Source organism: Rhizobium sp. YS-1r (assembly GCF_000757525.1).
Lineage (GTDB): Bacteria > Pseudomonadota > Alphaproteobacteria > Rhizobiales > Rhizobiaceae > Neorhizobium > Neorhizobium petrolearium.
On sequence record NZ_JPYQ01000001.1, the window covers coordinates 17,352 to 42,359 of the forward strand.

The window sequence follows — 25,008 nt, forward strand, 5'->3', positions numbered from 1 at the left end:
GATCAGGCCTCCGGTTTCGCGGTGGTCGGCCGGTTCGGCTGCATCCAGGGTCGCCTCTCGCGGTCCGCGGCGGCAAAGGCGGCGATTGCTTCGGAATGGCTGCGGGTCAGGTCGATATCGTCCCAGCCGTTCAGGAGCTTGGTGCGCCAGACCGGATCGACGGTAAAAGGCACGACGAGATTGGCACAACGGATCGTCAGCGCTTCGAGATCGACGGTCGCCGTGTCGGCACCATCCTGCAGGCCGGCCAGCAGCGCCTCGCAATCCTCTTCGCTGACCACCGCTGGCAGAAGACCGTTATTGACCGCGTTGGAGGCGAAGATGTCACCGTAGGACGGGGCGATGACGCAGCTGACCCCATAATCCACCAGCGCATAAACGGCAGCTTCGCGGGAGGAACCGCTGCCGAAATTGCGGCGGCTGACTAGGATCTGCGCTCCTTGACGAATGGTATCGTTGAGCGGGCAATCGGTCTTCGGCTCGCCGTTCTCGTCGAAACGCAGGTCATAGAGCAGGAAGCCGCCATAGCCATCGGCGCGCGAGCGTTTCATGAAACGGGCCGGGATCAACTGGTCGGTATCGACATTCGATTGGGGCAGGGGGCAGGCGATGGCATCCAGAGTCTTGAACGGCTTCATGGCGCTCCCTCCCCCTCAGTTTCCGGCCGAAACCGGTTCGCGCATCAACTGGCGCATGTCTGTCAGGTGACCGGTGACTGCGGCAGCCGCGACCATGGCCGGTGACATGAGGTGCGTGCGCGAGCCCGGCCCCTGCCGGCCGCGGAAATTGCGGTTGGTGGTGGAGGCGCAGCGTTCGCCGGGCGGCACGAGATCGCCATTCATGCCCACGCACATGGAACAGCCCGCATCAACCCATTCCAGGCCGGCGTCGCGGATAATGCGGTCCAATCCTTCTTCTTCGGCTTGCTTCTTCACCAGCATCGAACCCGGCGAAACAAGGCCCGGTACCTTGGCTTTGCGGCCGGCGAGAATTGCGGCGGCTGCGCGGATATCCTCGATGCGGCTGTTGGTGCAGGAGCCGATGAAAACCCGGTCGATACGAATATCAGTGAGGCTCTGGCCGGGCCTGATGTCCATGTAATCCAGCGCATCGCGAACCTGCGCGGCGCGGGCAGGATCGGCAATCTGTTCCGGGTCCGGCACGGTTGCGGTAATAGGCGATGCATCTTCCGGCGTGATGCCCCAGGTGACGACGGGGGCGATCTCGGTGGCATCAAACAGGACTTCGCGGTCGAAAACGGCATCCGGATCGCTGGCCAACGCCAGCCAATCCTTCCCAGCGGCCTCGAAAGCCTCGCCCTGTGGTGCAAATGGCCGGCCGCGAAGATAGTCGACGGTCGTCTGGTCGGGGGCGACCATACCGCAACGGCCACCGGCCTCGATGGAAAGATTGCAGAGCGTCAATCGGCCTTCCATGGAAAGACCACGGATCGCCGAGCCAGCATATTCGATCGCATGACCGGCCGCGCCGTCCGCGCCGATCTTGGCGATGATCGACAGTGCGATATCCTTGGCCGTGACACCCGGCGCCAACGTGCCATCGACGGTCACGCGCATCCGCTTCGGCTTCTTCTGCCAGAGTGTTTGTGTCATCAGCACATGCGCGACTTCCGAAGCGCCGATGCCGAAGGCGATGGCCCCGAAAGCGCCGTGGGTAGCGGTGTGGCTATCGCCGCAGACCATGGTGAGGCCTGGCAAGGTAAGCCCCTGTTCCGGGCCGACAACATGCACGATGCCCTGTCCGGGGTCGTCGAGATCGAAGAGGCGCAACCCATGGCGTTCGCTATTGCCGCGCAGCTGCTCGATCATGCCCCGGATAGCCGGATCGATCTTGCTTAGATCCCGAGTGCGGGTTGGGACATAATGGTCCTCGATGCCGAAGGTCAGGTCCGGACGAGTGACCTCCGCATCACGGTCCTTCAGCTTGTTGAACGCGTGGAACGAGCCTTCATGCAGGAAGTGCCGGTCGATCCACAGAAGACATTGGCCGTCCTCGCGCCTGACGACCACATGCGCGTCGAAAACCTTGTCGAAAAGCGTTTTGCCGCCTCCAGCATCGATGCCTGGCACGATGCCCTCCTTCCGTTCCCTTTTTCCAAATCTAGGCACGGGCGATCGCGAAAATCAAATGTTGTTTTAAAAATAATACAGATTATTGTCCTCCAAAAATGACAGATAGCTGTCTGCAATGCGGGAACGGAGAGACGAGAATGGCCAAGGTGACGCGGATAGAGAGCCGGGAGTTCGATTATTCCGTGCCGGTAGTGATCATCGGCGGAGGTGCGGCTGGCATGGTGGCCGCGCTTGCCGCGCATGAAGCAGGTGCCGAGGTTCTGGTCCTCGAACGCGATCCTCTGCCGCGCGGTTCTACCGCCCTTTCCGCTGGCCTGGTGCCGGCCGCTGCGACCCGATGGCAGGCCGAAGCTGGCATCTCCGACGATGCAAACAGTTTTGCGCGCGACGTGATGAAGAAGGCGCATGACGAACCGGATGCCGAGATTGTCGATCTTGTCACCCGCACGACAGGGCCGGCGCTGGAATGGCTAGCGGATACATACGGGCTGAAATTCTCGGTCGTTGCGGATTTCTCCTATCCTGGTCATTCGGCGCGGCGCATGCATGGTTTGCCAACGCGTTCCGGCGAGGAACTGATCGATGCGCTACGCGAAGCCGTCGAGAATGCAGGGATTCCGGTTCTCTGTAACGCTCATGTCACGGAGCTTTTCGCCGATAAGGAGAGCAGGGTGTTTGGCCTGCGTTTCGAGCGTCCGGACGGCAGTTCCGAAGAGGTCGGCTGCGACACCCTCGTGCTTGCGTGCAACGGTTATGGCGGCAACAAGGAGCTGGCGGCAAAGCACATCACCTCGCTGGCCGACGCTCTTTATTTCGGCCATCCTGGAAATCAGGGCGATGCGCTGATCTGGGGTGAGGCGCTGGGTGCAAAGAGCCGGCATCTGAACGGTCATCAGGGTCACGGCTCGGTTGCGCATCCGGCCGGTATCCTGATTTCCTGGGCGACGATCACCGAAGGCGGTTTTCAGGTGAATGTCGAGGGCGAGCGCTTCAGCAACGAGGCGAAGGGCTATTCGGAACAGGCAGCCGAGGTGCTGCGCCAGCCCGAACAGATCGCCTGGTCGGTGTTCGACAGTCGTATCGCAGGCATCACCCGACAGTTCGAGGATTTTCGCCGCGCGGAAGGCATGGACGCTGTCCTGACGGCGGATACCATTCCGGCGCTTGCTACTCTGATGAACGTGCCGGCCGACGTGCTTGTGGCGAACTTCGAAAACGTTCGGTCCTACGCGAAAGGCGGCGCCTCGGACCCCTTCGGCCGTTCCTTCAGAGATGTGCCGGAGCTCCAGGCTCCCTATTGCGCCGTGAAGGTTACCGGGGCCCTATTCCATACGCAAGGTGGCCTCGTCGTCGATACGTCCGCGCGCGTGATCGGTGAAAGTGGCAGGCCGATGCCCAATCTTTATGCCGCAGGCGGCGCTGCTTGCGGCGTTTCGGGCAATGAGGCGTCCGGTTATCTGTCCGGAAACGGACTGTTGACGGCGATCGGACTTGGCCTCATCGCTGGCCGGCAAGCCGCTGCCGCCGCTACGAGCGGATTAATCGCCGAACAGCAGTTACTCTCATCCGCGACTGACCGTTCGACGTTGACCGAGGGCCATGCCAGCGAAAGGCTGTGAGGTGTGATTCCGGCAAGCGTTATGTCACCATTACCGACCGGCGATGAGATATAGCGCCGGTACACATTTTACACCCAACCAAGTTTCATAAATCGGCGTTATCCCCCAAAGCCCGTCCTATCAAGCACTTAACCCCTCTGGGTAAGGCGTCGTTGGTTCTGTTCCCCTCAAGAGCGAAAGGCGATTATCAGCCCTGATCTCATCGTTTCGACGAGATCAGGGATTTGATTTTAGAGGACCTTTACGTTCTCAGCCTTGGACTTGCCGGTCTTCCGATCTTGGCCCACGTCGTAGCTGACCTTCTGACCGTCGGTCAGGGAAGCTCCGAAGCCGACAGCCGAGATATGGACGAATACATCCGTACCGCCGCTGTCCGGGGTGATGAAGCCGAAGCCTTTGTCCTGAGCGAAAAACTTTACGGTACCAGTTGCCATCTTATCCTCTTTGATTGGAAGCGCCGTAATCATTAGCGATCGGACAGGCGCCCAGCAAGGCATGTTTGCTCCGTAGCCACGCGGGAAGATGCAGGCTGAAGGCCGTGCTTCATTGTCTTCATGATGACTAAGACGACGGTCCGATTACGTTCAACACGTCCACAGGCGGAATACGCAAAACGCCGTATCGGCTTTGAATTGAAGAGGCCGCCGCTGCTCGTGTCCTCTTCGTTTCTTGATCCCGGCGCGACGGTGGGTTCAAGGCAGGTTTACGCGCGCCGGATCGATTGCCTTCAGCGGACCGTCCACCAGATATGGGCGCATGCTGGTAGCCGTCGGCGCGTCAGCCTTCACGACGCCCTTGGTGATGATCCAGTTACCCTGCGATACCATGAGGTCGAGCAGGTCCTTGTTCAGGATCATGCGGAACTGGGTGTCGGCCCACATCGCCTTCAGCGCGTCCTTGTTCGTCGCTCCCTTGAGGTTTGCCAGAACCGCGTCCATGGCCGCATCGGGATCAGCCTTCACATCGGCTTCCGCCTTGGCAAGCGCGCCGAGAAACGCCTGGATCGTCGCCGGCTTCTTGTCCAGGGTCGCTTGCGATGCAGCGATGATGAAATGCGGCTGATAGCCGCCTACGCGCAATTCCCGGTAGTTGTCGCCGAGGGTTTTTTTGCCCATTTCGTAGAAGGTCGGGAAGGTCACGGCGGCCTCGACATCACCGCGCACAAGGGACGGGATGAGGTCCGAGGGCGCGGCATTGATGATCTCAGCCTTGACGCCGGCCGTCGTCAGCACATGGCTCAGATAATAGTCCACATTTGTGCCAAGCGTGGTACCGATTTTCAGACCGGCAAGATCGGCCGGGGACTTCAGTTCCTTGAACTTTGCCGATCCGATGATGCGCGTGCCCTCATAGCGCGCCAGATCCGCGACGACACCAAATGTCTGCCCGCGTAAAGCACCGGTTACGGCCGGAAACTCCGCCATGAAGCTGAAATCGACCTGGTTTCCGATCAGCGCTTCGAACCCTTCGCGCCCGCTGGGAAAGGACACGATGTTGACGTCGAGCCCAGCCTGCTTGAAGTAGCCCTTGGCCAGGGCGACATCGACCTGAGGGGTCTGGGGATTAGGGCTCCAGGCAAAGGTAACGGTTTCGGCAGCGGCCGGAAAGGCAAAGCCCATCACGGAGAGGGTCAAGGCGGCAATCGCGGTTTTGGGGGAAAGGCGTTTTATCATCTGGTTCGTTCTCCTCTTTCGATTTATGTGTTGGGGTAGGCCTTGGTCATGCGAGAGCACCACTTTCTTCGACCTGCGGCTTCAAAAGCGCGATGATGTTTTCGCGCATATCAAGAAGGTCGACGTTGTCGCGCGAGAGCGCTCGCGGGCGCGGCATGTCTAGCGTGTAGGAGCGTATGATCCGCCCGGGCGTTGGCGACATCACATGCACCTGATCGGCCAGCAGCAGCGCCTCATCCACGTCGTGGGTCACAAACAGCACCGTCATGCGATGCTTTTGCCAGAGGCGCAGCAGAAGTTCGTGCATGACGCGCCGCGTCTGGGCATCCAGTGCTCCAAAGGGCTCATCCATCAGCAATACGCGGGGCTCAAAAGCCAGTGTGCGGGCAATTCCAACCCGCTGCTTCATGCCGCCGGACAGTTGTCCCGGATATTTGTCGGCCTGCCCCTCAAGACCGACTTCCGCCAGCGCTGCCATGGCACGACGGTGAAGCTCGGCTTTTGGTAGGTTGAAGCGCGCAAGCCCGAACTTGACGTTCCCCAAGGCTGTAAACCACGGAAACAGAGCATACTGCTGGAAGACCACGCCCACCTGACGGCTCGGACCTTCAATGGGCTGGCCATCGATGCGGATCTGACCTCCGCTCGGCTCGACAAATCCGGCAACGGCATTCAGGAGCGTGGATTTTCCGCAACCGGAGGGACCAATCAAAGCGGTGAACGTGCCGGGTGCAAGTGTCAGTCTGGTTTCGGCCAGCGCAAGCGAGGTCGCCTTGCGCGATGAAAAGGTGATGCTGACGTGATCAATCTCGACCCGACCTTCGCCTGACGGTGCGTGGTGTGGCATGGACATGAACAGGTTTCCTTCCGTTCAGCTTTGTTCCCAGTGGACAAGCCTTCGGCCAATCCAGTGGGCAACGGAGTCGATGAGGGTTCCAATGGCGCCCAGAATGATCAACAATGCGAACATCCGGTCCGTGCGGATGTACTGGCGCGCTTCCTGCAGGCGGTATCCCAGACCGGACGAGGCGCCGGATAGTTCGGCTGCAACGAGGCTGAGAAATGCGAGGGCGACACCGAGGCGGATCCCCGCAAGGATGTGCGGCGCGGCAGCCGGAATGATCACGAGGAAGAACTCGCGGACCCGCGAAGCACCGAGCGAGCGCGATGCACGCACATAGACCTCAGGGATATATTCCATGCCATGATGCGTGTTGAACCACACGGCAAGAAACACCGTGTAGGAGATGACGAAGTATTTCGACCCCTCTCCAATGCCGAACCAGACAATGGCAACCGGAACCAGCGCAATGGCAGGGATTGGCCTGAGAAGCGTCATAAACGGGTTGAGAAGCATTCGAACGATGCGGACGCGGCCGGTCAGAAGGCCAACGGCCACACCCAAAGAGGCGCCGATCAGGAAGCCGATCGCTGCCCGGCTCATGGAGACGCCGATATCGGACCAGAGCACGCCGCTCTCGGTCATCTCCAATGCGGCTTGATAGACGGCAACCGGATCTGGAAAGATGGTTTCCGGGAACACCCCCGAGCCTGCCACCAGTGTCCAGGCGAGAAGTGCCATGGCAAAGGATGCAAACGGTGCTACGCTCCCCGCCGCGACTGCGCGCCCAAAGCCCGCCCATGCCGCCAGCTTGCCTGCCACCACCACCAAGCTTGAACCAGAAGACCTGTCGGTCATGTTTTTTTTGCCTTTCGCTGTGGTGGAGGGGAGATGGGGCCGTGATGGCTTCGGTGTCTTGCCGTTCAGCTAAAGCCAGGAAATGGCACTGGCCGGATAGCGGTGTGCGCGAAAGACGCTGTTGTGCTCGCCGGTAATGTAGGGGCCCACGTCCTTCGGATACGGCGCGAAGAAGGGGATGACATATTCCCAAACCGTTTCTCCCTGCGGCGTAACCTCGAACAGGCGGCCAAAGGCGGATTCGCAGATGAAGGTATTGCCGTTTTCCAGCCGCTCTGCACCGCCCATATAAGGAGAGAAGAAGCAGGGCGCGCACCGGTCTGCATACTGCCAGACAAGCTTGCCCGTCGCCGGTTCGAATTCCAGCGCGCGGGAATGTGGGGAGGTCACTCCCTTGCGAAGGTTACCATTGTCAAAGACAAGAATGTTGCCGGTGTTCGTCTCCACCGGCGTATGCTGCTGTGCCACGACGTCGGGCCCCACGTGCCAGACAACTTTGCCGGTGGCCTTTTCTACTGCGATAACGCCCGACGTCACGCGCAGACTCATCAGAACAAGACCGTCCCGCGTCACAGACAATCCATTGATCATTGGCCAATGCCTGCGGTCGAAAATGGTGTGGACGGGAAAGTCCGCGGGATCGAGATGTTCCCAGGCCTTCCATTCCCAGACGACTTCACCCTTGCGATTGACCTCCGTCACCACGTCGCTCTGGATCACGCCATCCGCGCCATCCTTTCGCTCATCACCACCAATGACGCGGGCGGCGAGGTGCGCGGGCATGGCTTCTGCTGCGGTGTAGAGCAGGTTACCGTTTGGAAGCCATTGCGCATCATGATGATGGCGCGGGTCCTCGTGACGCCAGACGATCTCTCCGTCTGGCGTTGCCTCGTAGAAATCGCCGCCGTGCCAGAGGTTCCAGGCCGGATAAAGCTCCAGCGACGTTGCATGGCTGCCGTTATAGCCCAGGTTGCCGTTCGCAAGAATGACGGCATCACGCCCGGCTCTGACAGGCATGGTCCATTGGTGGGCAATGTCGCCGTCAATGTCGACGAGATAAACGGCACCGGCAGCGGTCTGAGGCGCAAACAGCGTATAGCCACCGGCAGAACGTGACCGGTCATGCAGCGTCAACCCCGTTGCCCGACGGCGGATGGTGACCTGATCGTTTGCTGCTGCGCCCTGCTGTCTGTCGAGCATTTCAGTCTCCCGCATTAAAACGTTTTACTATCAAATTTCAGCTTTGATGTGGCCATTAAAACGTTTTACTATTCAACGAGTCAAGACAATCCGTGCAAAAAATGCCTATTTGGTGCACGTTTGAGCATATTGCCTACATTATGGGCGAAAGATGATTGCGGAGACGGCAATATGAAGAAAACCCAGCCGCGTGTGACCTTGATCGACGTGGCAAAGCGCGCCGGCGTGTCACCCGCAACGGTCTCCAATTGCGTCAATGCCGCCCGCTATGTCGATGCCGAGACGAAAATACGGATCGACAAAGCTATTGCCGAACTGGGTTATGTGCCGAACCTCGGCGCCCGGCGCCTGAGGACCGGGAAGGCAACCACCGTCGCCGTCCTCTCCTCCATGCCGTTCGCGGTGTCCGCCGGGCCTTCCAGGCTCGGCTTCATGATGGAGATTGCCGCTTCCGCAGCCATTGCAGCACTGGAGCGGCAGATGTCGCTGGTTCTGGTGCCGCCGGTTGCCGTGGATCATCCGGGATTTCTCAATCTGGAAGCGGACGGGGTCTTGTTCATAGAGCCGTCGTCGGACGACCCGCATGTCGCCGATCTTATCCGGCGCGGAATGCCGCTTGTGACGATTGGCCGGGTTGGGCTCCACAAGGAAACCAGAATTCCCCATGTGGCACTAAACGCTACCCTGATCGCTGAGCAGGCACTTGCCCATTTTGCCTCCACCGGGGCACGGCAAATGGCGCTTTTCGTCGGCAAGACCGCAAGAGCATCCTACCGCGACGTGGAAGTCGCCTATCTCGACTTTGCCACGCGCAACAGTATGGCGCCCGTCATACGTCGCTTGAGTGAAATCGAAGGGGAGGCAGCTGGATACAGGGCCGCGTGCGAGCTTCTGGAGCAGAACCCGCAGATAGATGCGATCCTTGTCCCGATCGATACTTTCGCGACCGGCGTGGTTCAGGCTTTGAAGGAAAAAGGTCGGCGCATTCCGCAGGATGTCCGGGTTGTCACGCGCTATGACGGATTGCGCGCCAGAGAGAGCACGCCGAAGCTTACGGCCTTCAACCTGTTTCTCGACGATATCGCGCGCCTGGCACTGACACGCCTGTTTCAGGAAATCGATGGCGCAGACGCCCCGCTCGAAATCTCCGCCCCGACGCCCGCCTTGATCGTCAGAGAGTCGTCGCACTTAGGCAACTAAAAGGCTTTTTGCTTCCCTGTTATGACGGTCAATTCTTCGTATGTAAGTCGTGGCGGACCCGCCAGCAATTCGCCAATGATAGACTTTTGATGACAGGGTGACGGTTTGGCTCTCATCAAGACCAATGGGCGTTGCTTTTTGATCTGGGGACTCACGATGCCATCCACCCACCGTCGACGAATAGATTGTGGCCGGTGATATAGGTCGCCTCATCACTCGCTAGGAAAAGGGCGGCATTGGCGACGTCTTCAGGCGTTTCCAATCTCGGCCAGGGCGTGCGGCCTTCAGAATATTCTATCCAGCGCGGGTCGACCGCGCGGCCGCCCTTGCCTGTCAGTATCTTGCCGGGAGCGACGGCATTCGAGACGATGAGGTCTTTCGCATAGTCGGCAGCGATCTGCCTTGTCATATAGGCCACGCCAGCCTTGCTGACGCCGTAGGCGAAATCTTCCGGTGCGCTAATATGGCATGCTGCGAAGAGATATGAATCAGGCGCCCACGAGCCTCGCCCACGACGTCCTGTTTCAGCATCTGCAGGACAGCGGCGCGAGCGCAGAGATAGGCGCCCTTCAAGCTGACATCCATCACCCGATCCCAATCGGCTTCCTCTGTCTCCGCAAGTGGCTTCCCGGCGCGCAGCACCGCGTTGTTGACAAGGATGTCCAGTCAACCGAAACGCGAAACGGTCTCCGCCACCATGGCGTCTACGTCTCTCGCAATGGAGACGTCCGTCCTGAAGAAGACAGCTTTTCCGCCCTCTTCCGTGGCTATGTCGCAGACAGGCCGCCCGCCTTCGATGGCATCTGTCGTGATGTCGGCAACGACGACAATGGCACCGTGGCTTGCAAACTTGCGAGTGATGGCGCGGCCGATTCCGGAGGAGCCGCCGGTGACAATGGCCACCCGACCGCAAAGGCGTTGTGTCATGGGATTATCTCCGAGGTGTTGGAGGTGGTGCTGAAGCGATCCAGCCAATGCAGCAATTCGCGCGCGGCCTGCTCGAGTGAGGTTCGACGATGAGCCGAAACCTGATCGATCTGCCGGTTGTCGAGGGCAGGGCGGTCACTGGGGTAACCGTAGCGAACCGTGGGGGCTGCTGCAATGATGCCGAAGCGGAAATCATCGATCTGCTGGCCGAGCGCCTCACACCAGTCGATCAAGCTTGTGATCCGGCCACCGCCAAGATTGAAGATTTGCGGTAAGATCGTTTCAGCAAGAAGCACATCGGCGATCCGCTTTGCGGCGTCGCGCGAGTACAGCCAGTCCGCGTGAACCGCTCGCGGCAATAAGCAGCATTTTCCTGCACGCGCCTGCATAGCGATCTGGTGATGTGGACTGAGCAAGCTTCTTGCATCCGTCGCGAGTTCCCATGGTCCGAAAAGTGCGCCAAGCCGGATAATGCGCAGATCAAGCCCATTCAGATACGCGAGCCTGCGCATCGCGCCTTCGGCGGCATGTTTGGAGATGCCATAAAGGGTTTCTGGCTTCGGTATGCTTTCAATTTCGCAGAACCGGCCATCGATAGTCGGTGTGGCAGAGCCGTAAGCCGAGATCGAAGAGAGATATATAATCCGCTCCAGCCCGATCTCGCGTGCCGCCATCATCACCCGGCAGGAGGCGGTGACATTCACGTCGATGACCGTGTCCGCGTCCTTGCGCTCCCAATCCATGTCTGGCGTTATCGCCGCCGCATGAACAATGTGGGTGATGGCATGCTCATGTAGGAGTTGCGCGATGGCCTGACTATCGCGGATATCGAGATAGACGAACGTCACCCGCCCGGCCCAATCGGCCTTGGGAAAACGCGGAAGCGTATGATCGGCGCCGATGACGGTGATGTTGCGCGACACCAGTTCCTCGCAGATGGCGGAACCGACGAAGCCGCAAGCACCGGTGACGAGAACGACGGAGCTCGGCAATCGATTCGTCATTGTGCAAGCCTCACATAGTGACTGCGAAGTGCTTCGGCGATCTCCGCTGCCGCGAAAGAACCATCTTCACCTACGCTTCGCGATGCTGCTGCGGCTTTGGCGGCAAGTTCTGCTGCTTGATTGCGACGTAGATCCGCAAGCCTACCGCGCCGATAGCGCTCGACCCCATCGACCACGGTCATCAGCACGTCCGAGCCAAGTCCTCGCGCGATGACTGCGCCGAGTAGATCGGTATCCTGGTCCAGATAGGTGCCGCGAAGTCGGGAGAGGTCGAGGGCCACGAGATCAGCCTTCATGCCGAGCGTCAGTCGGCCGGCATCGGTGACGAACATGGCGCGGGCACCCGCATCGGTTCCCATCAAAAATGTCGCGGCTCCATCGGATTTGCCTGCTGCCGCGTTACCGCGCGCCAGCAGGCTGCCAAGCCGCAATTCGGATAGATAGTCCTCATTGTCTTGAAATGCGCAATTGTCGGTACCGAGCGCAACATCAAGTCCTGCAGCCCTCCAGCGGGCGATGTCGGGAGGGCCGTTGCCAAGCCGCATGTTGGAGCCGGGATTGCTGACGATGACAAGACCCATCCGGGCCGCGTCGGCAATGTCCCTTTCAGTCGCCTGAGCGAAATGGGCAGCGCTTGCACGTGCTTCGAATACGCCTAGCGATTGCAGGCGGTTGAGCACGCCTTCCGGATAGAGGACTTTTGCGCAAGCTGCCTGAGCCGGCGACTCCAGCAGGTGAAAGTGTAATCCGAGGCCACGACGCGCCGCGTCTTCGGCCAGCGACCGCCACGCCGCATCGCTGACCCATTGAGGACCGGCGGGGCCGTAGGCCAGAGTGATGGTCGGATGACCGGCAAACTCTTCACAAAGCCGCGCCATCAGGTCGAGGGTTCCCTCCAGCGGCAACCATGCCGGGCGTGCCGATTGCAGCAGTGCTTGCGCGGCTGCTGAAAGACCAGCTCTGAAGACGCTCTCGTCAGCAGGCGGATAGACAAGGCCGCCGCGATCGGCGTAACCGACGCAGACCGTCGCGCGCAGGCCGGTTTCGAGATAGGCGCGGATGGATGCGCGCAGTTCGGCTTCATAATTGCCGGAGGCATAGCTGTAATTGGCGTGTATCGTCGCGGTAACGCCGTTTGCCAGCATTTCTTCCGCAGCGAGCCGAGTCAACGCGTACGCATCCGGCGCCCCGCGACCACGCCGGCGAGCGATCCATGGCTCGAGCTGATCATCGGGATAGCCAAGCTGAATCTGGCTGAGACCCCGGCCATGCTGGTGGGCGTTAACGAAGCCCGGCACGAGGACCGCATCGGGAAATTGCACCCGCTCCGACGACATGTGTCGGGCGGCAAGATCGACGGCCAATCCGATGTCCACGATCCGGTCGCCCTCGATGGCGACCGCGCCCTTTTCGATCATGGTAATGCCAACCGCAGCGTCTGCTGCGGCTGCCACGAAATCTGCCTCGAGCAACCGCATATTCAGAACAACTGGCGGGGCAGCCAAAGCGCCATATCCGGCAACGCGATAAGCACACCGGTGAAGGCGAGCATGAGGAGCACGAAAGGTGTTGCGCCACGCATGACTTCAATGATCGAGCCTTGGCCACGCACACCCTGCACGACATAGAGGTTCATGCCGATTGGCGGAGTGATGAGACCGATCTCCATCATCAGCACCAGAAAGATGCCGAACCAGACCGGGTCGATGCCCAGATGCACTATAAGCGGAAAGACGACCGGCAGCGTGGCAATCATCATCGACAGCGTTTCCATGAAACAACCGAGAATGAGATAAAAGACGATCAGCAACAGCAGGATTTCGACAGGGCCTGCGCCGAATTGCGAGACGAAGGCGGTCAGCGCCTGAGGCACCCCAAGTACGCCGATAACGAAATTAAGGAATTGCGCACCGACCATAATGAGCAAGATCATGGCGGAGATGCGCACCGTCGAGATCATCGCTTCATGCATCAATATGATGGTGAAGCGACCCTTGGCGATAGCGACGGCGATCGAGCAGACGACACCTATCGCCGCGGATTCCGTCGGGGTGGCCCAACCGGCATAGATCGAACCCATGACCACGACGAAGATGACGAAAGGCTGGAACATGTCCATAAGGCTTGCCATCTTGTCCGCGAAGGGACGATCCGGAAGAGTAGGGCCGGCGAGGTCGGGCTTCAACACGCAGATCACTGCGATCAGCATCATGAAACAGGCTGTAAGAAGCAGGCCCGGTATGATGCCTGCCGCAAACAGTTGGCCGATCGAAGTATTCGTCATCGACCCGTAGATGATCATGTTGATCGATGGCGGAATGAGGATGCCGAGTGTGGCGCCGGCTGCGATCGAGCCCGTCGTCAGCCGGTCGTCATATTTCCGTTCCTTGAGGATCGGGAGCGCAACCGTGCCAATGGTGGCGGCCGTTGCGACCGAAGAACCTGAAACAGCCGCGAAGACGGCGCTTGCGCCGATATTCGAGTGCAGAAGTCCTCCTGGCAGCTTGCGCATCCAGTCAGACAGGCAGCGATAGAGACCGTCCGCCACACCTGATCGGACGAGGATTTCGCCAAGGAAGACGAAGAGAGGGATGGCGGTCAGAATGAAATCGTTCTGGCCGCTCCACATCTGATTGCCAAAGCCGAGCAGGGTCGGCCAGCCGAGAAAAGCCCAGGCGCCGACAAAGGCAGTGAGGAAAAGCGCGACGGCCACGGGCAAGCCGATCAGCATCAGCCCAAGCATAACGAGAAAGCCGATTGAGGCTCCAAAAATACCGATCATCAGCGGAAGGCCTCCGAATTGTCGCTTATCTCGATACGTTCCTCTTCGATGATTTCGTCGAGTGTCTTGATGCCGTAGAAGCGATTTAGGCTGCGTCGGTTTTTCATAGCCAGCAGCGTGGCATGCAGGGCAATAAGCGTTGAGGTGATGCCGAAGATCACAAGACCGGCGACCCAAAGTAATTGCGGCATCCAGAGCGGTGTCATCAGCGGCGTGCCCGAGAGCGAACCGAACTCGAGGCTTTCGAACAATGCAGCCCAACTGCGCCAGGCGATGAATGCAGCCATCAGTGCCACACACCAGCAGGAGATCAGGTTCAGTATAACCTGCGGTCCAGTGCCGACGCGCTCCACAATGATTTCAACACGGGTATGGGCTCGTTCCAGAAGCGCGTAAGAAAAACCGAACGCAGCCAAGATCGCCAGGACATAGCCGCCATATTCGTCCGAGCCCTGCAGTGAAAAATTGAAGGCGGAGCGCATCACCACCTCGGCTGTAATCAGAAGTGTCAGGCCCAGCAGCATGTAGCCGGCGACCAGTGCGATCAGTCGCGCGATTGGCATCAGAGACCGCGTCAGCGGGTTATCGTTGTTGATCATGTGAAGCGGTCCGTGATGAATGGACGGAAAGAGGCGAAGAGCAGTCCAAATGAACAGCCCTCCGCCTGTGGAGCTACTTGATCGTCAGGCCGGCAGCTGCACCGGCCGTCTTGTTCCAAGTTTCCGAGCAGGTGGCGTCGACCTTGTTGCAGGTTTCCTTCCAGATCGGCAGGACGGTGTTTTCCGCCACGTCCTTGATTTTCTGGCGGTCGCTGTCACTGATCGCAACAAGTTTCATGCTGAATTTTTTATGGTTGGCGCAGCTTGCTTCGCCGGTATTGCAGGCGACGGCATCGTCATTGGCGGTGGTCGCAAGGTCCCACAGCTTGTCTTCCAGCGCCTTGAACTGCGTCATAAGGGCAGCCTGCTGCTCGGATGACAGCTTCTTCCATGTGTCGAGGTTCATGAAATGGCCCTGTACCGAACCCGAAACGGAAAGCGGCAGCAAATGGGACGTTACTTCCGGCCAATTGCCTGTATTGCCTGAAGTCGGCGAGGTCACGCCGCAGGAGGCGACGCCACGCTGGAGGGCAGGATAAACTTCCGAGAACTGCAGCGTGACCGGTGTAGCACCAAAGCTTTCAAGCATTGCGGACATTGATGGCGTGAAGGAGCGAACTTTCAGACCCTTTAGGTCGGCAAGTTCCTTGATCTCCTGGTTGCAGTAGAAAACCTGAGGTCCAAATGGCCAAAGGGTCAGAACCTTGGCATTGAACTTCTGCTGCAAGCGCTGGTCGAAAGCGTCGCGATAGGCATCCACGACTTTGCGAAGCGACGGCATGTCGGTGGCAACGCCGATAAGGTCAACGCCCTCAAAGAAGGGATCGTCGCGAGAAGCCATGCCGATTTGCACCGACATGACGTCGAAGGAGCCGCCACGCAGCATGCGCAGGGCATCCGGAGCCTTTACTCCGACGACATCCATCGGATTGTAGTTGACTGCAAGATCGACGCCGGAGGCTGCGGGCAACCCCTCGAAGAAGGAGCGTTCGATATCAACCTGCTTGTTGTTTTGGGAGAAATTGCCCGCCACTCGCAGTGGCGTCTGAGCAGTTGCCGCCGTGACGGAAGCAATTAGGCCTGCTGCCAGCAATGGAGCGAAAAGAGTATTACGCATCAAGAACCCCTATTTTTGAATTCATTCATGGCGAGAGTGTTGCAGATAAAAAACCTGTCGCCAACTGCAAATCGTATTTGAGTGCGGAAAAAATAGCGCCGAAATCGAAATGGCTAAATAATAATCATTGAAGCGGAATTTTATGCAGAAAACCCAGTAATTGCGGTTTTTTTTGGCGATAGGGCAGATAGTTTTATCTTGCCTTTAATGGCTTGCTTCGGTGATAAAAGGAAAGGATTTGGCGCTCAGCCCGTACCTGGCTCGTTGGACGGTGCGGATTTCGAGCGTGCGCGATAAATGTGGAAATAGCGAGATTTTGAATGCAAAATAGCAGTAGTGATATCCGGCGAACGATTATCGCAATGTTGACGCCCTCATCGAATACCGTTGTCGAGCCCTTCACTTGCGCGCTGGCACAGCCGCTCTTTCCGCAGGTAAGCGTGCATTTCGGCCGTTTCCGTGTGGTGCGTATTGCGCTGGATAGCGATTCCAATCAGCAATTCAATCTTGATCCGATCTATCAGGCGGCCGAGCTTTTGATGGATGCCAATCCCGATGTGATTGCCTGGAACGGCACGTCCGCAAGTTGGCTGGGCTTTGATACGGACGAAATGCTTTGCGCAACCTTACGAGAGCGTCTCAACATTAAGGCGACGAGTGCAGTCCTCAGCCTCAATCGCTTGATCGAGAAGCTGGGCGTGAAGCGGCTCGGACTTGTGAGCCCTTATACTGACGACGTGCAGCAGAAGATCATTGCCAATTATCGCGAGATCGGCGTCGAAACCTTGGCCGAGAGCCATTCGGGACTTTCGGAGAATTTCGCCTTTGCACAGGTCACCGAGGTGCAAATTGCTGAAATGTGCCGGGATGTCGCGAAGTCGAAACCCGATGCGATTGTGATTCTTTGCACCAATATGCGCGGTCCGATGATCGCAGCTGAGCTCGAGCGGGAGCTTGGTATTCCGGTACTCGACTCGGTTGCTTTCACCCTTTGGGGGTGCCTTGGAGAAACAGGTGTGCCGATGACGGCGCTTTCCAAATACGGCAGGATGTTTACGGTCTGAGGCGGCTTTATGCACCGCAACATTTTGCAGAATATCGGAAATCATCAATGAGCGCAGACAAACAAACCGCTCTGACCCTACGCAGCGACGAGACATTGGACGATGCCCCGTCCGGTGGCTCATCAACGTTGCACGACAATTTGCTGATCGGCCTGCGTGCCATGTTCATGGCGAGTGAACTTCCGGATGGATCTCGCATACCAGAGGCAGAATTATGCCAGCGTTTCGGCGTCTCACGCACGCCCCTCCGCGAGGCGCTGAAGGTGATGGCTGCAGAGGGATTTGTCATCTTGCGGCCCAATCGAGGTGCGATTGTAGCGCCGATCGCCCCTGAAGAAGTCGGGCCGGTCTTTGAGTTCAAGGGGGCATTGGAGCGGCTGATCGGGCTCACGGCGGCCGAGCGTGCGACAGACGAGGAGATCGCAGCGCTGGAAGCGCTCCATCTTCAGCTCAATGAAGCACTCAGTGCCGGTAGGCACGACGATTACACGCATCTGAACTACAGATTTCACCGCGGCCTTGCCCAGGCTACTCGCAACCCTTTGTTGATCCAGAATTATGAAGCAGTACAGCAGAAGATTTGGCGCTACCGCTTCCTGGTTAACGAGCACGACAGAAGACTGCAGCAATCCTTCGCCGAACATGAGCGCATTTTGACTGCACTTAAGGCGCGCACACCCCTCGATCTCGCCGAGCGGCTGGAATCGCACAGCCGTCTGACCGGCCAGGCAATGCTTGCCGTCGTTGCAAGCAGGAAACTCGAAACGGCATCAGAGACCGCGAAAAAGCGCCGCACTCCCGCAAGGCGATCACCCAATCCCATCGATACGGAGCAAACCTGATCATGTATGACACCATCATCAAGGGAGGCCGTGTCGCTACGGCATCCGATGTCTTTGCCTGTGACATTGCTATCCGCGATGGCAAGATCGCAGCACTCGGCACGGATCTTGGAGAGGCTCGGGATGTGATCGATGCTGGCGGTCGCTGGGTCCTTCCCGGCGGTATAGATAGCCACGTCCATATCTCCCAGCCTTCGGGCGAAGGCATCGTTATGGCGGATGATTTCGAAAGTGCGACGCGTTCCGCCGCAATCGGCGGCAACACTACAATCCTGCCGTTCTGCCTGCAGGAAAGCGGACAGTCACTACGTACGGCGATCGAGGCTTACCATGCCAAGGCTGAAGGCCAGTGCTATACCGACGTGTCATTTCACATGATCATTTCAGATCCAACTCCTCAGGTTCTCGGTCAGGAACTACCGGCACTGGTACGCGACGGCTATACATCCTTCAAAATCTTCATGACCTATGACGGTCTCGCGCTCGGCGACCTCGATATCATGCGTGTCATGGCGGTTGCCAAAGATACCCGTGCCTTAGTGATGATCCACGCAGAAAATTACGACATCATCCGCTATCTGACCGAGCAGTTCGAGACCGAGGGTAAGACTGCTCCGAGATATCACGCCTCTTCGCGTCCGAAGATTGCTGAGAGGGAGGCGACATATCGGGCCATCTCCCTCGCCGAATTGTCGGATGTTCCGCTGATGATCGTGCATGTTTCCAACCGCGAGACGATGGAGGAAATCCGGCGCGCTCGACAGCGCGGACTGCGAATCTACGGTGAGACCTGCCCGCAATATCTGGTACTGACCGAAAGCGATCTCGACGGCCTCAACATGGAGGGCGCAAAATATGTCTGTTCACCTCCGCCGCGTGACGTAGACAGCCAGGAAGCCTGCTGGGAAGGGCTGCAGCAAGATGTCTTCACGGTATTTTCCTCCGACCATTGCCCTTTCCGTTACAACGATCCGCAGGGCAAGCTCACGCCCAAAGGTCGGACAAGCTTTCGATGGGTGCCAAACGGCATTCCGGGTGTCGGTGCGCGTCTTCCGATCCTTTTTTCGGAGGGCGTCATGAAGGGTCGTATAGACATCAATAAATTCGTAGCGGTCACTTCGACAAACCACGCCAAGACCTATGGTCTTTATCCGCGCAAGGGTACGATCGCCGTCGGCGCCGATGCCGACATCGCAATATGGGATCCCGAACTCAGACAGGTGCTGACCCATTCCATGCTGGCCGACGGCTCTGACTACACGCCTTACGAGGGGCTCGAAACAACCGGCTGGCCGATATTGACGATGGTGCGAGGCAAGGTCGTCGTGCGTGACGGACAGCTCGCGGCTGAAAAGGGAGGCGGAACCTATCTGCCACGCGAGATCAGTAGTTATGCCTGAAGTCACACCGAAGTGCGCGCTCTTACAGGCCACTCGGTTTCATTAGCTGATCCGATGGTTCAGGCTATCGCCGACGGTGCTAATGTAAACGGACCAGACGAAAGCTGCCCGACATTCGCCAGAGATTTCAACGTTCCACCATGATGTTTTACCAAGGGTCGAAGGTTCAAATCTCTTATGTGGACGGCCCCCGACTTGCAAGATATCTCGAGATAATTTGACCAGATCGCTTGCGTCCATATGTCCGGCCTGTTGTTGCGTCCGCACATGAACGCTGGCCAAGATGGTTTCCGCAACACAGGTCCCAAACATCAAGGCGGCCTTGAGGAGCCAAAGGGATTTCCGGAGTATCCTGTGTCCCGGATCGATCGATCACACCATCTGCTATTATCCTGCAAGTTGTTGTATCACCAACACGTGGTGAAGATCAGGACGTCTCGGATGCTTGCTTCCCGTCTTCATGCGGCGCATCCCGTCAAGGCTGCTCCTGATTGTGCGCTGTATGTTTGCCCAGAGATCATGAGTTTCCAGGCTATGCGCGCCATCTTGTTGGCAAGTGCGACAGCTGCCAGTTTAGGCGGCTTACGTCTGAGCAGTTCCGCCAACCATTGAGAAGCCTTACCAGATCGCCGCGCGTGATGAATGACAGCGGTTGCTCCTGCCACCAAGACGGCCCGCAGAGCTTCATCGCCGGCTCGCGTGATACCACCGAGCCGCAGCTTGCCGCCGGTCGAGTGATCTTTTGGCGTCAACCCTATCCAGGCTGCGAACTGGCGGCCAGATTGGAACAGCTCCGGAGCGGGCGTCTTCATGATCAAAAGAGCCGAACCGATTGGGCCAATGCCGGGAATGGTGTTGAGACGTCTGCTGCGTTCGTCGTTACGCTGCCATGCCTTTACCTTGGCCTCCACATCCGCAATCTTCTTTTCCAGTTGAGCGTATTCCTCGGCCTGGCTCATGAACAATTCCTGTGCGAGCTCTGGCACAGTCGCGTCGGCCTGTATCCTTTCAAGCAGCATAGGGATATGCGCCAGCCCCTTGGCTGCGGAAACACCAAACTCATTGGCGTAGCCCCGGATTGCGTTGGCGAGTTGGGTGCGGTTGGCGATGAGGCGGGTACGGACGCTGATCAGCATGAGTGCCGCTTGTTCATCAACTGTCTTAACCGGAACAAACCGCATCGTTGGGCGGCTCATTGCCTCGCAGAGCCCTTCGGCATCGGCCGCGTCGTTCTTGTTCCGTTTGACGTAGGGCTTAGCAAGTTGTGGTGCGATCATTTTTACCTCATGCCCGAATGAGGCGAGCAGCCGTGCCCAATGATGCGAACCACCACAGGCCTCGATCGCGACCAAAGTTGGCGGGCAGGTCGTGAAGAAGTCGATCATCTCCTTGCGTCGCATTTTCTCACGCAAGACCGACTTCTCTTCAGCATTCACGCCATGCAGCTGAAAAACATGTTTTGACGTATCCATGCCAATACGAATAATCTTGTCCATGGGCGGCCCCTCCGATTGAGATCTCAACAGCTCATTCTGGCACATTTCGATGCCGTTCAGGGGCCGTCCACTCCAACATCAAGAGCGTGGGTTGTCGAGAGCGATACGGTTTATCACACGTGGCTGCCTAGAGTGCAGTGTCCTTGCTCGCTGCGCCCAGGTCTTCTTCAAAGGAAGCCTCTATGTTGGTCGCCTGTAGATAAAAGTCCTTTGGCCTACCGATATGGCGACGGATGATGTCGGCCAGATGGTTCCCATCTCCCTGTCGGATCGCCTCAATCATCGCAAAATGTTCTTCGATCGCCACTTCGCGCATCTCCTCGTTGGGGAAGGCACGAGTGCGGATTGGATGGGTCGAGAACGTATAATGTTGGATCGCTTCGGCCAGCCGTTTGTTGCCGGCGTGCTCATAAAGCGTTTCATGGAACGTATTGTTGAGCGTGAACACCTCGGAGAACCGCATGGCGCGCGAAGCCTCGCGATGCTTTTCGGCAATGTCTGTCAGGAAGGTGATGAACTGCGGTTCTGCCGGCCTTGAAAAATGCCGCGCTGCCTGCGTTTCGAGGCATTCGCGGATTTCGTAAAGTTCCTCCACCTCGCGAATAGAATAATCCCGAACCTGGACACCCTTGTTCGGCTGGCGAATGACGAGGCCGACCTTTTCCAGCTCGTCGAAAGCCCGCCGCACGCCATGGCGAGTCGCGCCGGTGCGGACCATGATTTCATCTTCGATCAACCGCTCCCGCGGCCGGCAGGCGCCGGAAATGATCTTGCGCTGCAGGTCCTTGTATACCGCTTCCCAGCTGCCGCTTTTCTCTGCAGTTTCATCCATTTATTTGCGACTCTCGCACGCTACCGATGTTCGAAAGCAATAACTCATCTTGGGGCTCAAAACAATCATCGTTGACATTATCGATAATATTACCTATGAAATTTTCGACGGAGGAAATCGGGTGTATCGCATCGGCAGTGGAGCGGGATTTTCGGGAGATCGCATCGACGCGGCGCAGCCTGTCGTCGAGGCGATTGCTGCGACAGGTGAGGGTGGCGCGATCATTTTCGAGACGATTGGCGAGCGTACGCTGGCGCTTGGCCAGATCGCCAAGCGGCGCGATCCGAAAGCCGGTTACGAGCCGTTGCTCGAACAGTTCCTGCCGCCGATCCTAAAGACCTGTGTGGAAAACCGTATCGTTATTGTCGGCAATTTCGGCTGCGCCAACCCTCGCGCTGCGGCCGATACAATCCGTGCGATGGCTGAGGCGCAGGGCTTTGCCGGCGCCCGCATAGCGGTGGTCGAGGGCGATGATCTGGTCGGGCGGGTCGATATCAGTGCGACTGAGCGCTGGGAAGGCGATCGCCATCTGCCGGCCCCGTCGGGGGACGTGATCGCCGTTAATGCCTATATAGGGGCGCGTCCGATCGCCGAAGCAATCCGTGCTGGCGCGCAGGTCGTTGTAACAGGGCGCGTGGCCGATCCGGCACTGGCACTCGGGCCGCTGGTGGCTCATTTCGGCTGGGACTGGAATGATCTCGATCTACTGGCTGCCGGCACGCTGGCAGGGCACCTGCTCGAATGCGGCTCGCAGGTCTCGGGCGGCTTCTTTGCCGATCCGGGCTATAAGGATGTACCAGATCCCGCCAATATCGGCTTTCCGATCGCCGAGGTGGAGGCCGATGGCACTTTCGTCCTCACCAAGGCGGAAGGTACCGGTGGCTGCGTTGACACGCGCACTGTCAAAGAACAGCTTCTTTACGAAATTCATGATCCTGCAGCCTATCTGACACCGGACGTGACGCTCGACCTAACCGAGGTTGAGGTCGTTGCTGTGGGTCGTGATCGGGTTCGGGTCACGGGCGCCCGCGGGCATGCAGCGCCGACAACGTTGAAGGCGACGGTTGGATATTACGGCGACTGGCTGGGAGAGGCAGAGATTTCGTATGCTGGGCCGGAACGCTCTTCAACGCGCGCGGCTTGCTGTTTCGATCATGCGCGACCGGCTGGCAAAGCGGGCGCTCGATGTGGCATCGCGGGCCGACGTGATCGGTACGACCAGCGTTTTCGATGACGACAGCGGCACGCTGTTTGAGGGATTTCGCGGCGAAAACGATGGCGATTATCGCGTCCGTTTCGCCTTCGGCGGCGAGGCAGGCGCCGTTGAGGCGGCGGTGCAGGAGGTCAACGCGCTCTATTGCTGCGGACCGGCGGGCGGCGGCGGAGTGCGCCAGAGCGTGCGCCCGCGGGTGCGGACGGTTTCACATCTCGTCCCCCGTTCGCTCGTATCGGTCTCGCATTCCTTTATCGGAGAGACGTCATGACACGGGACCGCATCACCGTACCGCTGCATGCGATCGCCCATGGCCGCGCCGGCGACAAGGGCAATCGGCTGAACGTCAACGTCATCGCCTACCGCACGGAATTCTGGCCGATCCTGCTTGAACAGGTAACAGAAGCGCGCATCGCAGCGCTCTTCGCGCATCGGGGCGTTACGCGTGTCGTGCGCTATGAAATGCCGAAGCTGCAGGCGCTCAATTTTGTCATCGACGACGCTTTGGAAGGCGGGGTCAATTCCAGCCTTAGCCTCGACACGCACGGAAAGACCCTGTCTTTCCTGGTGCTCGACCTCCCGGTCGAGCTTCCGTCGCACATTCAATCATCTGCTGCGGCCGTCCGGTCGCGAACGCCAAATTTTGATCCAGTCATGGGAGGAGTGGACAATGAATAAGAAGAGGACCCTGACGCTTTTGCCGGCTCTGTTGGCCGGCATTTCTGCGGCAGCAATGATCGCCGCGCCAGCGGGCGCGCAGGAAATCAAGCGCGGTGGCAACCTTCGCATCGGCATCTCACAGATGGCACCATCGCCCGACCCGGTTGTTACGACATTCGGCGTCAACTGGGGAACGTCCTATATCGTCTGCGAAGGCCTTTTCGGGCTGGATGAAAAATGGACGCCTCAGCCGATGCTGGCGGATTCATTCAAATACAGCGACGACGGGCTGAAGCTCACCGTTGTGCTGCGCTCGGGACTGAAATTCCATTCCGGCGCGCCGCTGACCTCGGCCGACGTCGTCGCGTCGCTTAACCGCTTCCGCGAATCCGCCGGTATCGGCGCATCGCTGAAAGCGACGACCAAGTCGATCAAGGCGGTGGATGACAAGACCGTCGAATTCGAGCTGGCGAGTCCGAGCCCGATCCTGCCAGGTCTGCTGGCTGGCGCGCAATCGGCCATCATGTCGGCCAAGTCTCTTGAAGGAGCATCCGCCACGGTCGGCACAAAGGGGTTGGATTGCACCGGTCCCTATACGCTGACCAGCTACCAGCCCGACCAGGGCGCCAAACTCACCCGGTGGGACGATTACCAGAGCCGGAAGGAGCCTGCATCGGCAATGTCCGGCGCAAAATATGCCTACGCCGACGAGATCGATCTACGTCTGATGCCGGAGCCTTCCGTGCGTCGCGATGCGCTAATCACGGGGCAGATCGATATCGCCCGCGAGCTGCCGTCCGACTTCTATGACGCATTGAAGAACAACTCCGGCACCGAACCGGTCGTCGTGCCGAACAACCAGTCGCTGACGGTGGTGTTCAATACCAAGGAAGGCGTTCTGGCTGACGTCAACCTGCGCCGCGCCATCTATTACGCGCTGGAGATGGAACCGATCATGCAGGCGTCTGTCGGCAAGAAGGAATTCTATACGCTCGATCCAAGCTGGATCCCCGATCCGAATTCCTTCTGGTACACCAAGGCCGGCGTTCCGGATGGCTTCGGCAAGCCGAATGCGGCCAAGGTAAAGGAATATCTCGGCAAGTCGAACTACAATGGCCAGCCGATTCGCTGGCTGGTCGCAAGCGAACAGTACCAGAAGCACTATCTGACGGCGATCACCGCCAGTCAGCAGCTCGAAGAGTTCGGCATCAAGGTGGATATCATTCAGTCGCCTATGGCGAATTATATCCAGACCCGCGCCAATGCGGCGCAGATGGACGCCTTCTCCAGCTTCCTGCCGACTTATGTCGACCCGACCTCGATCGCTTATCTCAACCCGACCTATCCGGGCTTCTGGGATAATCCGGAAAAGACCGGGCTGATGAAGCAGATCGCGACGACGATCGACCCGACGGAGCGCAAGGCGATCTTCGAAAAGATCCATGCGCTTGCCTATGATCAGTTCCCGTTCATCAAATACGGGACGGAGTCCAACATGTATGGCATGCGCAAGGGTGTGGGTAATCCGCAGAGGATTCCGGCCCGCTCGGACGACTTCTACAACGTGGCGCCGCCGCCGGCGAATTGA

General features: G+C 58.6%; 24 protein-coding genes and 1 pseudogene. 9 read left to right on the forward strand and 16 right to left on the reverse strand.

Features of this window, described 5'->3' with window-relative positions; all coding sequences use genetic code 11:
• Positions 1-2: 2 nt before the first annotated feature.
• Both leuD and leuC read right to left on the reverse strand, forming a co-directional pair.
• Positions 3-638, reverse strand: coding sequence for a 3-isopropylmalate dehydratase small subunit (gene leuD / locus JL39_RS00090; protein WP_037144993.1), 636 nt, complete (start codon positions 636-638; stop codon positions 3-5).
• A gap of 15 nt (positions 639-653) precedes the next feature.
• Positions 654-2,090: a 3-isopropylmalate dehydratase large subunit gene (gene leuC / locus JL39_RS00095; RefSeq protein ID WP_227705614.1), complete on the reverse strand. Its 1,437-nt coding sequence runs from the start codon at positions 2,088-2,090 to the stop codon at positions 654-656.
• A gap of 140 nt (positions 2,091-2,230) precedes the next feature.
• On the opposite strand from leuC, the gene JL39_RS00100 reads away from it, so the two are divergent.
• The gene (locus tag JL39_RS00100) at positions 2,231-3,712 is read left to right on the forward strand and encodes an FAD-dependent oxidoreductase (protein WP_081952622.1); all 1,482 of its coding nucleotides are present in this window, start codon (positions 2,231-2,233) and stop codon (positions 3,710-3,712) included.
• 230 nt (positions 3,713-3,942) lie between these two features.
• On the opposite strand, the gene JL39_RS00105 is transcribed toward JL39_RS00100, so the two are convergent.
• The 5 genes from JL39_RS00105 to JL39_RS00125 form a co-directional block, all read right to left on the reverse strand.
• Positions 3,943-4,146, reverse strand: a complete 204-nt coding sequence (locus tag JL39_RS00105) for a cold-shock protein (RefSeq protein ID WP_037145908.1) — start codon at positions 4,144-4,146, stop codon at positions 3,943-3,945.
• 258 nt (positions 4,147-4,404) lie between these two features.
• Complete coding sequence (locus JL39_RS00110) at positions 4,405-5,385, reverse strand: ABC transporter substrate-binding protein (protein WP_052182547.1); 981 nt, start codon at positions 5,383-5,385, stop codon at positions 4,405-4,407.
• A gap of 46 nt (positions 5,386-5,431) precedes the next feature.
• Positions 5,432-6,238, reverse strand: coding sequence for an ABC transporter ATP-binding protein (locus JL39_RS00115; RefSeq protein WP_200883894.1), 807 nt, complete (start codon positions 6,236-6,238; stop codon positions 5,432-5,434).
• 18 nt (positions 6,239-6,256) lie between these two features.
• A complete protein-coding gene (locus JL39_RS00120; RefSeq protein WP_081952623.1) occupies positions 6,257-7,084 on the reverse strand; it encodes an ABC transporter permease in 828 nt (275 codons plus the stop codon).
• A 69-nt stretch (positions 7,085-7,153) separates the two neighbouring features.
• Entirely contained in the window at positions 7,154-8,284 is a 1,131-nt protein-coding gene (locus JL39_RS00125; RefSeq protein ID WP_052182550.1) for an aryl-sulfate sulfotransferase, read from the reverse strand.
• A 171-nt stretch (positions 8,285-8,455) separates the two neighbouring features.
• Here JL39_RS00125 and JL39_RS00130 point away from each other — a divergent pair, with 171 nt between their 5' ends.
• Positions 8,456-9,484, forward strand: a complete 1,029-nt coding sequence (locus tag JL39_RS00130; RefSeq protein ID WP_037144995.1) for a substrate-binding domain-containing protein — start codon at positions 8,456-8,458, stop codon at positions 9,482-9,484.
• Between the two features lie 151 nt (positions 9,485-9,635).
• Here JL39_RS00130 and JL39_RS32320 read toward each other — a convergent pair whose 3' ends face one another.
• The 7 genes and pseudogenes from JL39_RS32320 to JL39_RS00160 all read right to left on the reverse strand — a co-directional run bounded on the left by JL39_RS32320 (position 9,636) and on the right by JL39_RS00160 (position 15,913).
• Positions 9,636-9,902 (reverse strand): SDR family oxidoreductase, encoded by a 267-nt coding sequence (locus tag JL39_RS32320; RefSeq protein WP_244446797.1) that lies wholly within the window; start codon positions 9,900-9,902, stop codon positions 9,636-9,638.
• A pseudogene (locus tag JL39_RS00135) lies at positions 9,890-10,411 on the reverse strand (SDR family NAD(P)-dependent oxidoreductase). Before JL39_RS00135 ends, JL39_RS32320 begins: the two are co-directional and overlap by 13 nt.
• Positions 10,408-11,415: an NAD(P)-dependent oxidoreductase gene (locus JL39_RS00140; protein WP_052182551.1), complete on the reverse strand. Its 1,008-nt coding sequence runs from the start codon at positions 11,413-11,415 to the stop codon at positions 10,408-10,410. Before JL39_RS00140 ends, JL39_RS00135 begins: the two are co-directional and overlap by 4 nt.
• A complete protein-coding gene (locus tag JL39_RS00145) occupies positions 11,412-12,869 on the reverse strand; it encodes an amidohydrolase family protein (RefSeq protein WP_200883895.1) in 1,458 nt (485 codons plus the stop codon). The genes JL39_RS00140 and JL39_RS00145 overlap by 4 nt, the downstream gene beginning before the upstream one ends.
• 26 nt (positions 12,870-12,895) lie before the next feature.
• Positions 12,896-14,197 (reverse strand): TRAP transporter large permease, encoded by a 1,302-nt coding sequence (locus JL39_RS00150; RefSeq protein ID WP_037145002.1) that lies wholly within the window; start codon positions 14,195-14,197, stop codon positions 12,896-12,898.
• Complete coding sequence (locus JL39_RS00155) at positions 14,197-14,796, reverse strand: TRAP transporter small permease (RefSeq protein WP_037145004.1); 600 nt, start codon at positions 14,794-14,796, stop codon at positions 14,197-14,199. Before JL39_RS00155 ends, JL39_RS00150 begins: the two co-directional genes overlap by 1 nt.
• Before the next feature lie 73 nt (positions 14,797-14,869).
• The gene (locus JL39_RS00160) at positions 14,870-15,913 is read right to left on the reverse strand and encodes a TRAP transporter substrate-binding protein (protein WP_037145006.1); all 1,044 of its coding nucleotides are present in this window, start codon (positions 15,911-15,913) and stop codon (positions 14,870-14,872) included.
• A gap of 320 nt (positions 15,914-16,233) precedes the next feature.
• On the opposite strand from JL39_RS00160, the gene JL39_RS00165 reads away from it, so the two are divergent.
• The 3 genes from JL39_RS00165 to hydA are packed head-to-tail and all read left to right on the forward strand — an operon-like array spanning position 16,234 to position 19,219.
• On the forward strand, positions 16,234-16,977 hold the full coding sequence (locus tag JL39_RS00165; protein ID WP_037145009.1) for an aspartate/glutamate racemase family protein: 744 nt from the start codon (positions 16,234-16,236) through the stop codon (positions 16,975-16,977).
• A 47-nt stretch (positions 16,978-17,024) separates the two neighbouring features.
• Complete coding sequence (locus JL39_RS00170) at positions 17,025-17,819, forward strand: GntR family transcriptional regulator (protein ID WP_052182552.1); 795 nt, start codon at positions 17,025-17,027, stop codon at positions 17,817-17,819.
• Between the two features lie 2 nt (positions 17,820-17,821).
• Positions 17,822-19,219: a dihydropyrimidinase gene (hydA, locus tag JL39_RS00175; protein WP_037145011.1), complete on the forward strand. Its 1,398-nt coding sequence runs from the start codon at positions 17,822-17,824 to the stop codon at positions 19,217-19,219.
• 458 nt (positions 19,220-19,677) lie between these two features.
• Here hydA and JL39_RS00180 read toward each other — a convergent pair whose 3' ends face one another.
• Both JL39_RS00180 and JL39_RS00185 read right to left on the reverse strand, forming a co-directional pair.
• Positions 19,678-20,715, reverse strand: a complete 1,038-nt coding sequence (locus tag JL39_RS00180) for an IS110 family transposase (RefSeq protein WP_037145014.1) — start codon at positions 20,713-20,715, stop codon at positions 19,678-19,680.
• Positions 20,716-20,842: 127 nt separating this feature from the next.
• Positions 20,843-21,547, reverse strand: coding sequence for a GntR family transcriptional regulator (locus tag JL39_RS00185; protein ID WP_052182553.1), 705 nt, complete (start codon positions 21,545-21,547; stop codon positions 20,843-20,845).
• A 121-nt stretch (positions 21,548-21,668) separates the two neighbouring features.
• Here JL39_RS00185 and JL39_RS00190 point away from each other — a divergent pair, with 121 nt between their 5' ends.
• From JL39_RS00190 to JL39_RS00200, 4 genes are read left to right on the forward strand one after another with little or no spacing between them, the layout of a single operon-like run.
• Positions 21,669-22,781, forward strand: coding sequence for an acyclic terpene utilization AtuA family protein (locus tag JL39_RS00190; RefSeq protein WP_244446798.1), 1,113 nt, complete (start codon positions 21,669-21,671; stop codon positions 22,779-22,781).
• Positions 22,735-23,031 (forward strand): hypothetical protein, encoded by a 297-nt coding sequence (locus JL39_RS32325; RefSeq protein WP_244446799.1) that lies wholly within the window; start codon positions 22,735-22,737, stop codon positions 23,029-23,031. Before JL39_RS00190 ends, JL39_RS32325 begins: the two co-directional genes overlap by 47 nt.
• Positions 23,028-23,438 (forward strand): hypothetical protein, encoded by a 411-nt coding sequence (locus JL39_RS00195; protein ID WP_244446800.1) that lies wholly within the window; start codon positions 23,028-23,030, stop codon positions 23,436-23,438. Before JL39_RS32325 ends, JL39_RS00195 begins: the two co-directional genes overlap by 4 nt.
• A complete protein-coding gene (locus tag JL39_RS00200; protein WP_037145016.1) occupies positions 23,431-25,008 on the forward strand; it encodes an ABC transporter substrate-binding protein in 1,578 nt (525 codons plus the stop codon). Before JL39_RS00195 ends, JL39_RS00200 begins: the two co-directional genes overlap by 8 nt.

Excerpts from the sequence above, each read along its gene's own strand:
- JL39_RS00160 (WP_037145006.1), bottom strand. The coding sequence starts at position 15,913 with ATGCGTAATACTCTTTTCGCTCCATTGCTGGCAGCAGGCCTAATTGCT.
- leuD (WP_037144993.1), bottom strand. The coding sequence starts at position 638 with ATGAAGCCGTTCAAGACTCTGGATGCCATCGCCTGCCCCCTGCCCCAA.
- JL39_RS00110 (WP_052182547.1), bottom strand. The coding sequence starts at position 5,385 with ATGATAAAACGCCTTTCCCCCAAAACCGCGATTGCCGCCTTGACCCTC.
- JL39_RS00200 (WP_037145016.1), top strand. The coding sequence starts at position 23,431 with ATGAATAAGAAGAGGACCCTGACGCTTTTGCCGGCTCTGTTGGCCGGC.
- JL39_RS00185 (WP_052182553.1), bottom strand. The coding sequence starts at position 21,547 with ATGGATGAAACTGCAGAGAAAAGCGGCAGCTGGGAAGCGGTATACAAG.
- JL39_RS00150 (WP_037145002.1), bottom strand. The coding sequence starts at position 14,197 with ATGATCGGTATTTTTGGAGCCTCAATCGGCTTTCTCGTTATGCTTGGG.
- JL39_RS00120 (WP_081952623.1), bottom strand. The coding sequence starts at position 7,084 with ATGACCGACAGGTCTTCTGGTTCAAGCTTGGTGGTGGTGGCAGGCAAG.
- JL39_RS00140 (WP_052182551.1), bottom strand. The coding sequence starts at position 11,415 with ATGACGAATCGATTGCCGAGCTCCGTCGTTCTCGTCACCGGTGCTTGC.
- JL39_RS00115 (WP_200883894.1), bottom strand. The coding sequence starts at position 6,238 with ATGTCCATGCCACACCACGCACCGTCAGGCGAAGGTCGGGTCGAGATT.
- JL39_RS00125 (WP_052182550.1), bottom strand. The coding sequence starts at position 8,284 with ATGCTCGACAGACAGCAGGGCGCAGCAGCAAACGATCAGGTCACCATC.
- JL39_RS00165 (WP_037145009.1), top strand. The coding sequence starts at position 16,234 with ATGCAAAATAGCAGTAGTGATATCCGGCGAACGATTATCGCAATGTTG.
- JL39_RS00130 (WP_037144995.1), top strand. The coding sequence starts at position 8,456 with ATGAAGAAAACCCAGCCGCGTGTGACCTTGATCGACGTGGCAAAGCGC.
- JL39_RS00170 (WP_052182552.1), top strand. The coding sequence starts at position 17,025 with ATGAGCGCAGACAAACAAACCGCTCTGACCCTACGCAGCGACGAGACA.
- JL39_RS00195 (WP_244446800.1), top strand. The coding sequence starts at position 23,028 with ATGACACGGGACCGCATCACCGTACCGCTGCATGCGATCGCCCATGGC.
- JL39_RS00180 (WP_037145014.1), bottom strand. The coding sequence starts at position 20,715 with ATGGACAAGATTATTCGTATTGGCATGGATACGTCAAAACATGTTTTT.
- hydA (WP_037145011.1), top strand. The coding sequence starts at position 17,822 with ATGTATGACACCATCATCAAGGGAGGCCGTGTCGCTACGGCATCCGAT.
- JL39_RS00100 (WP_081952622.1), top strand. The coding sequence starts at position 2,231 with ATGGCCAAGGTGACGCGGATAGAGAGCCGGGAGTTCGATTATTCCGTG.
- JL39_RS00105 (WP_037145908.1), bottom strand. The coding sequence starts at position 4,146 with ATGGCAACTGGTACCGTAAAGTTTTTCGCTCAGGACAAAGGCTTCGGC.
- JL39_RS00155 (WP_037145004.1), bottom strand. The coding sequence starts at position 14,796 with ATGATCAACAACGATAACCCGCTGACGCGGTCTCTGATGCCAATCGCG.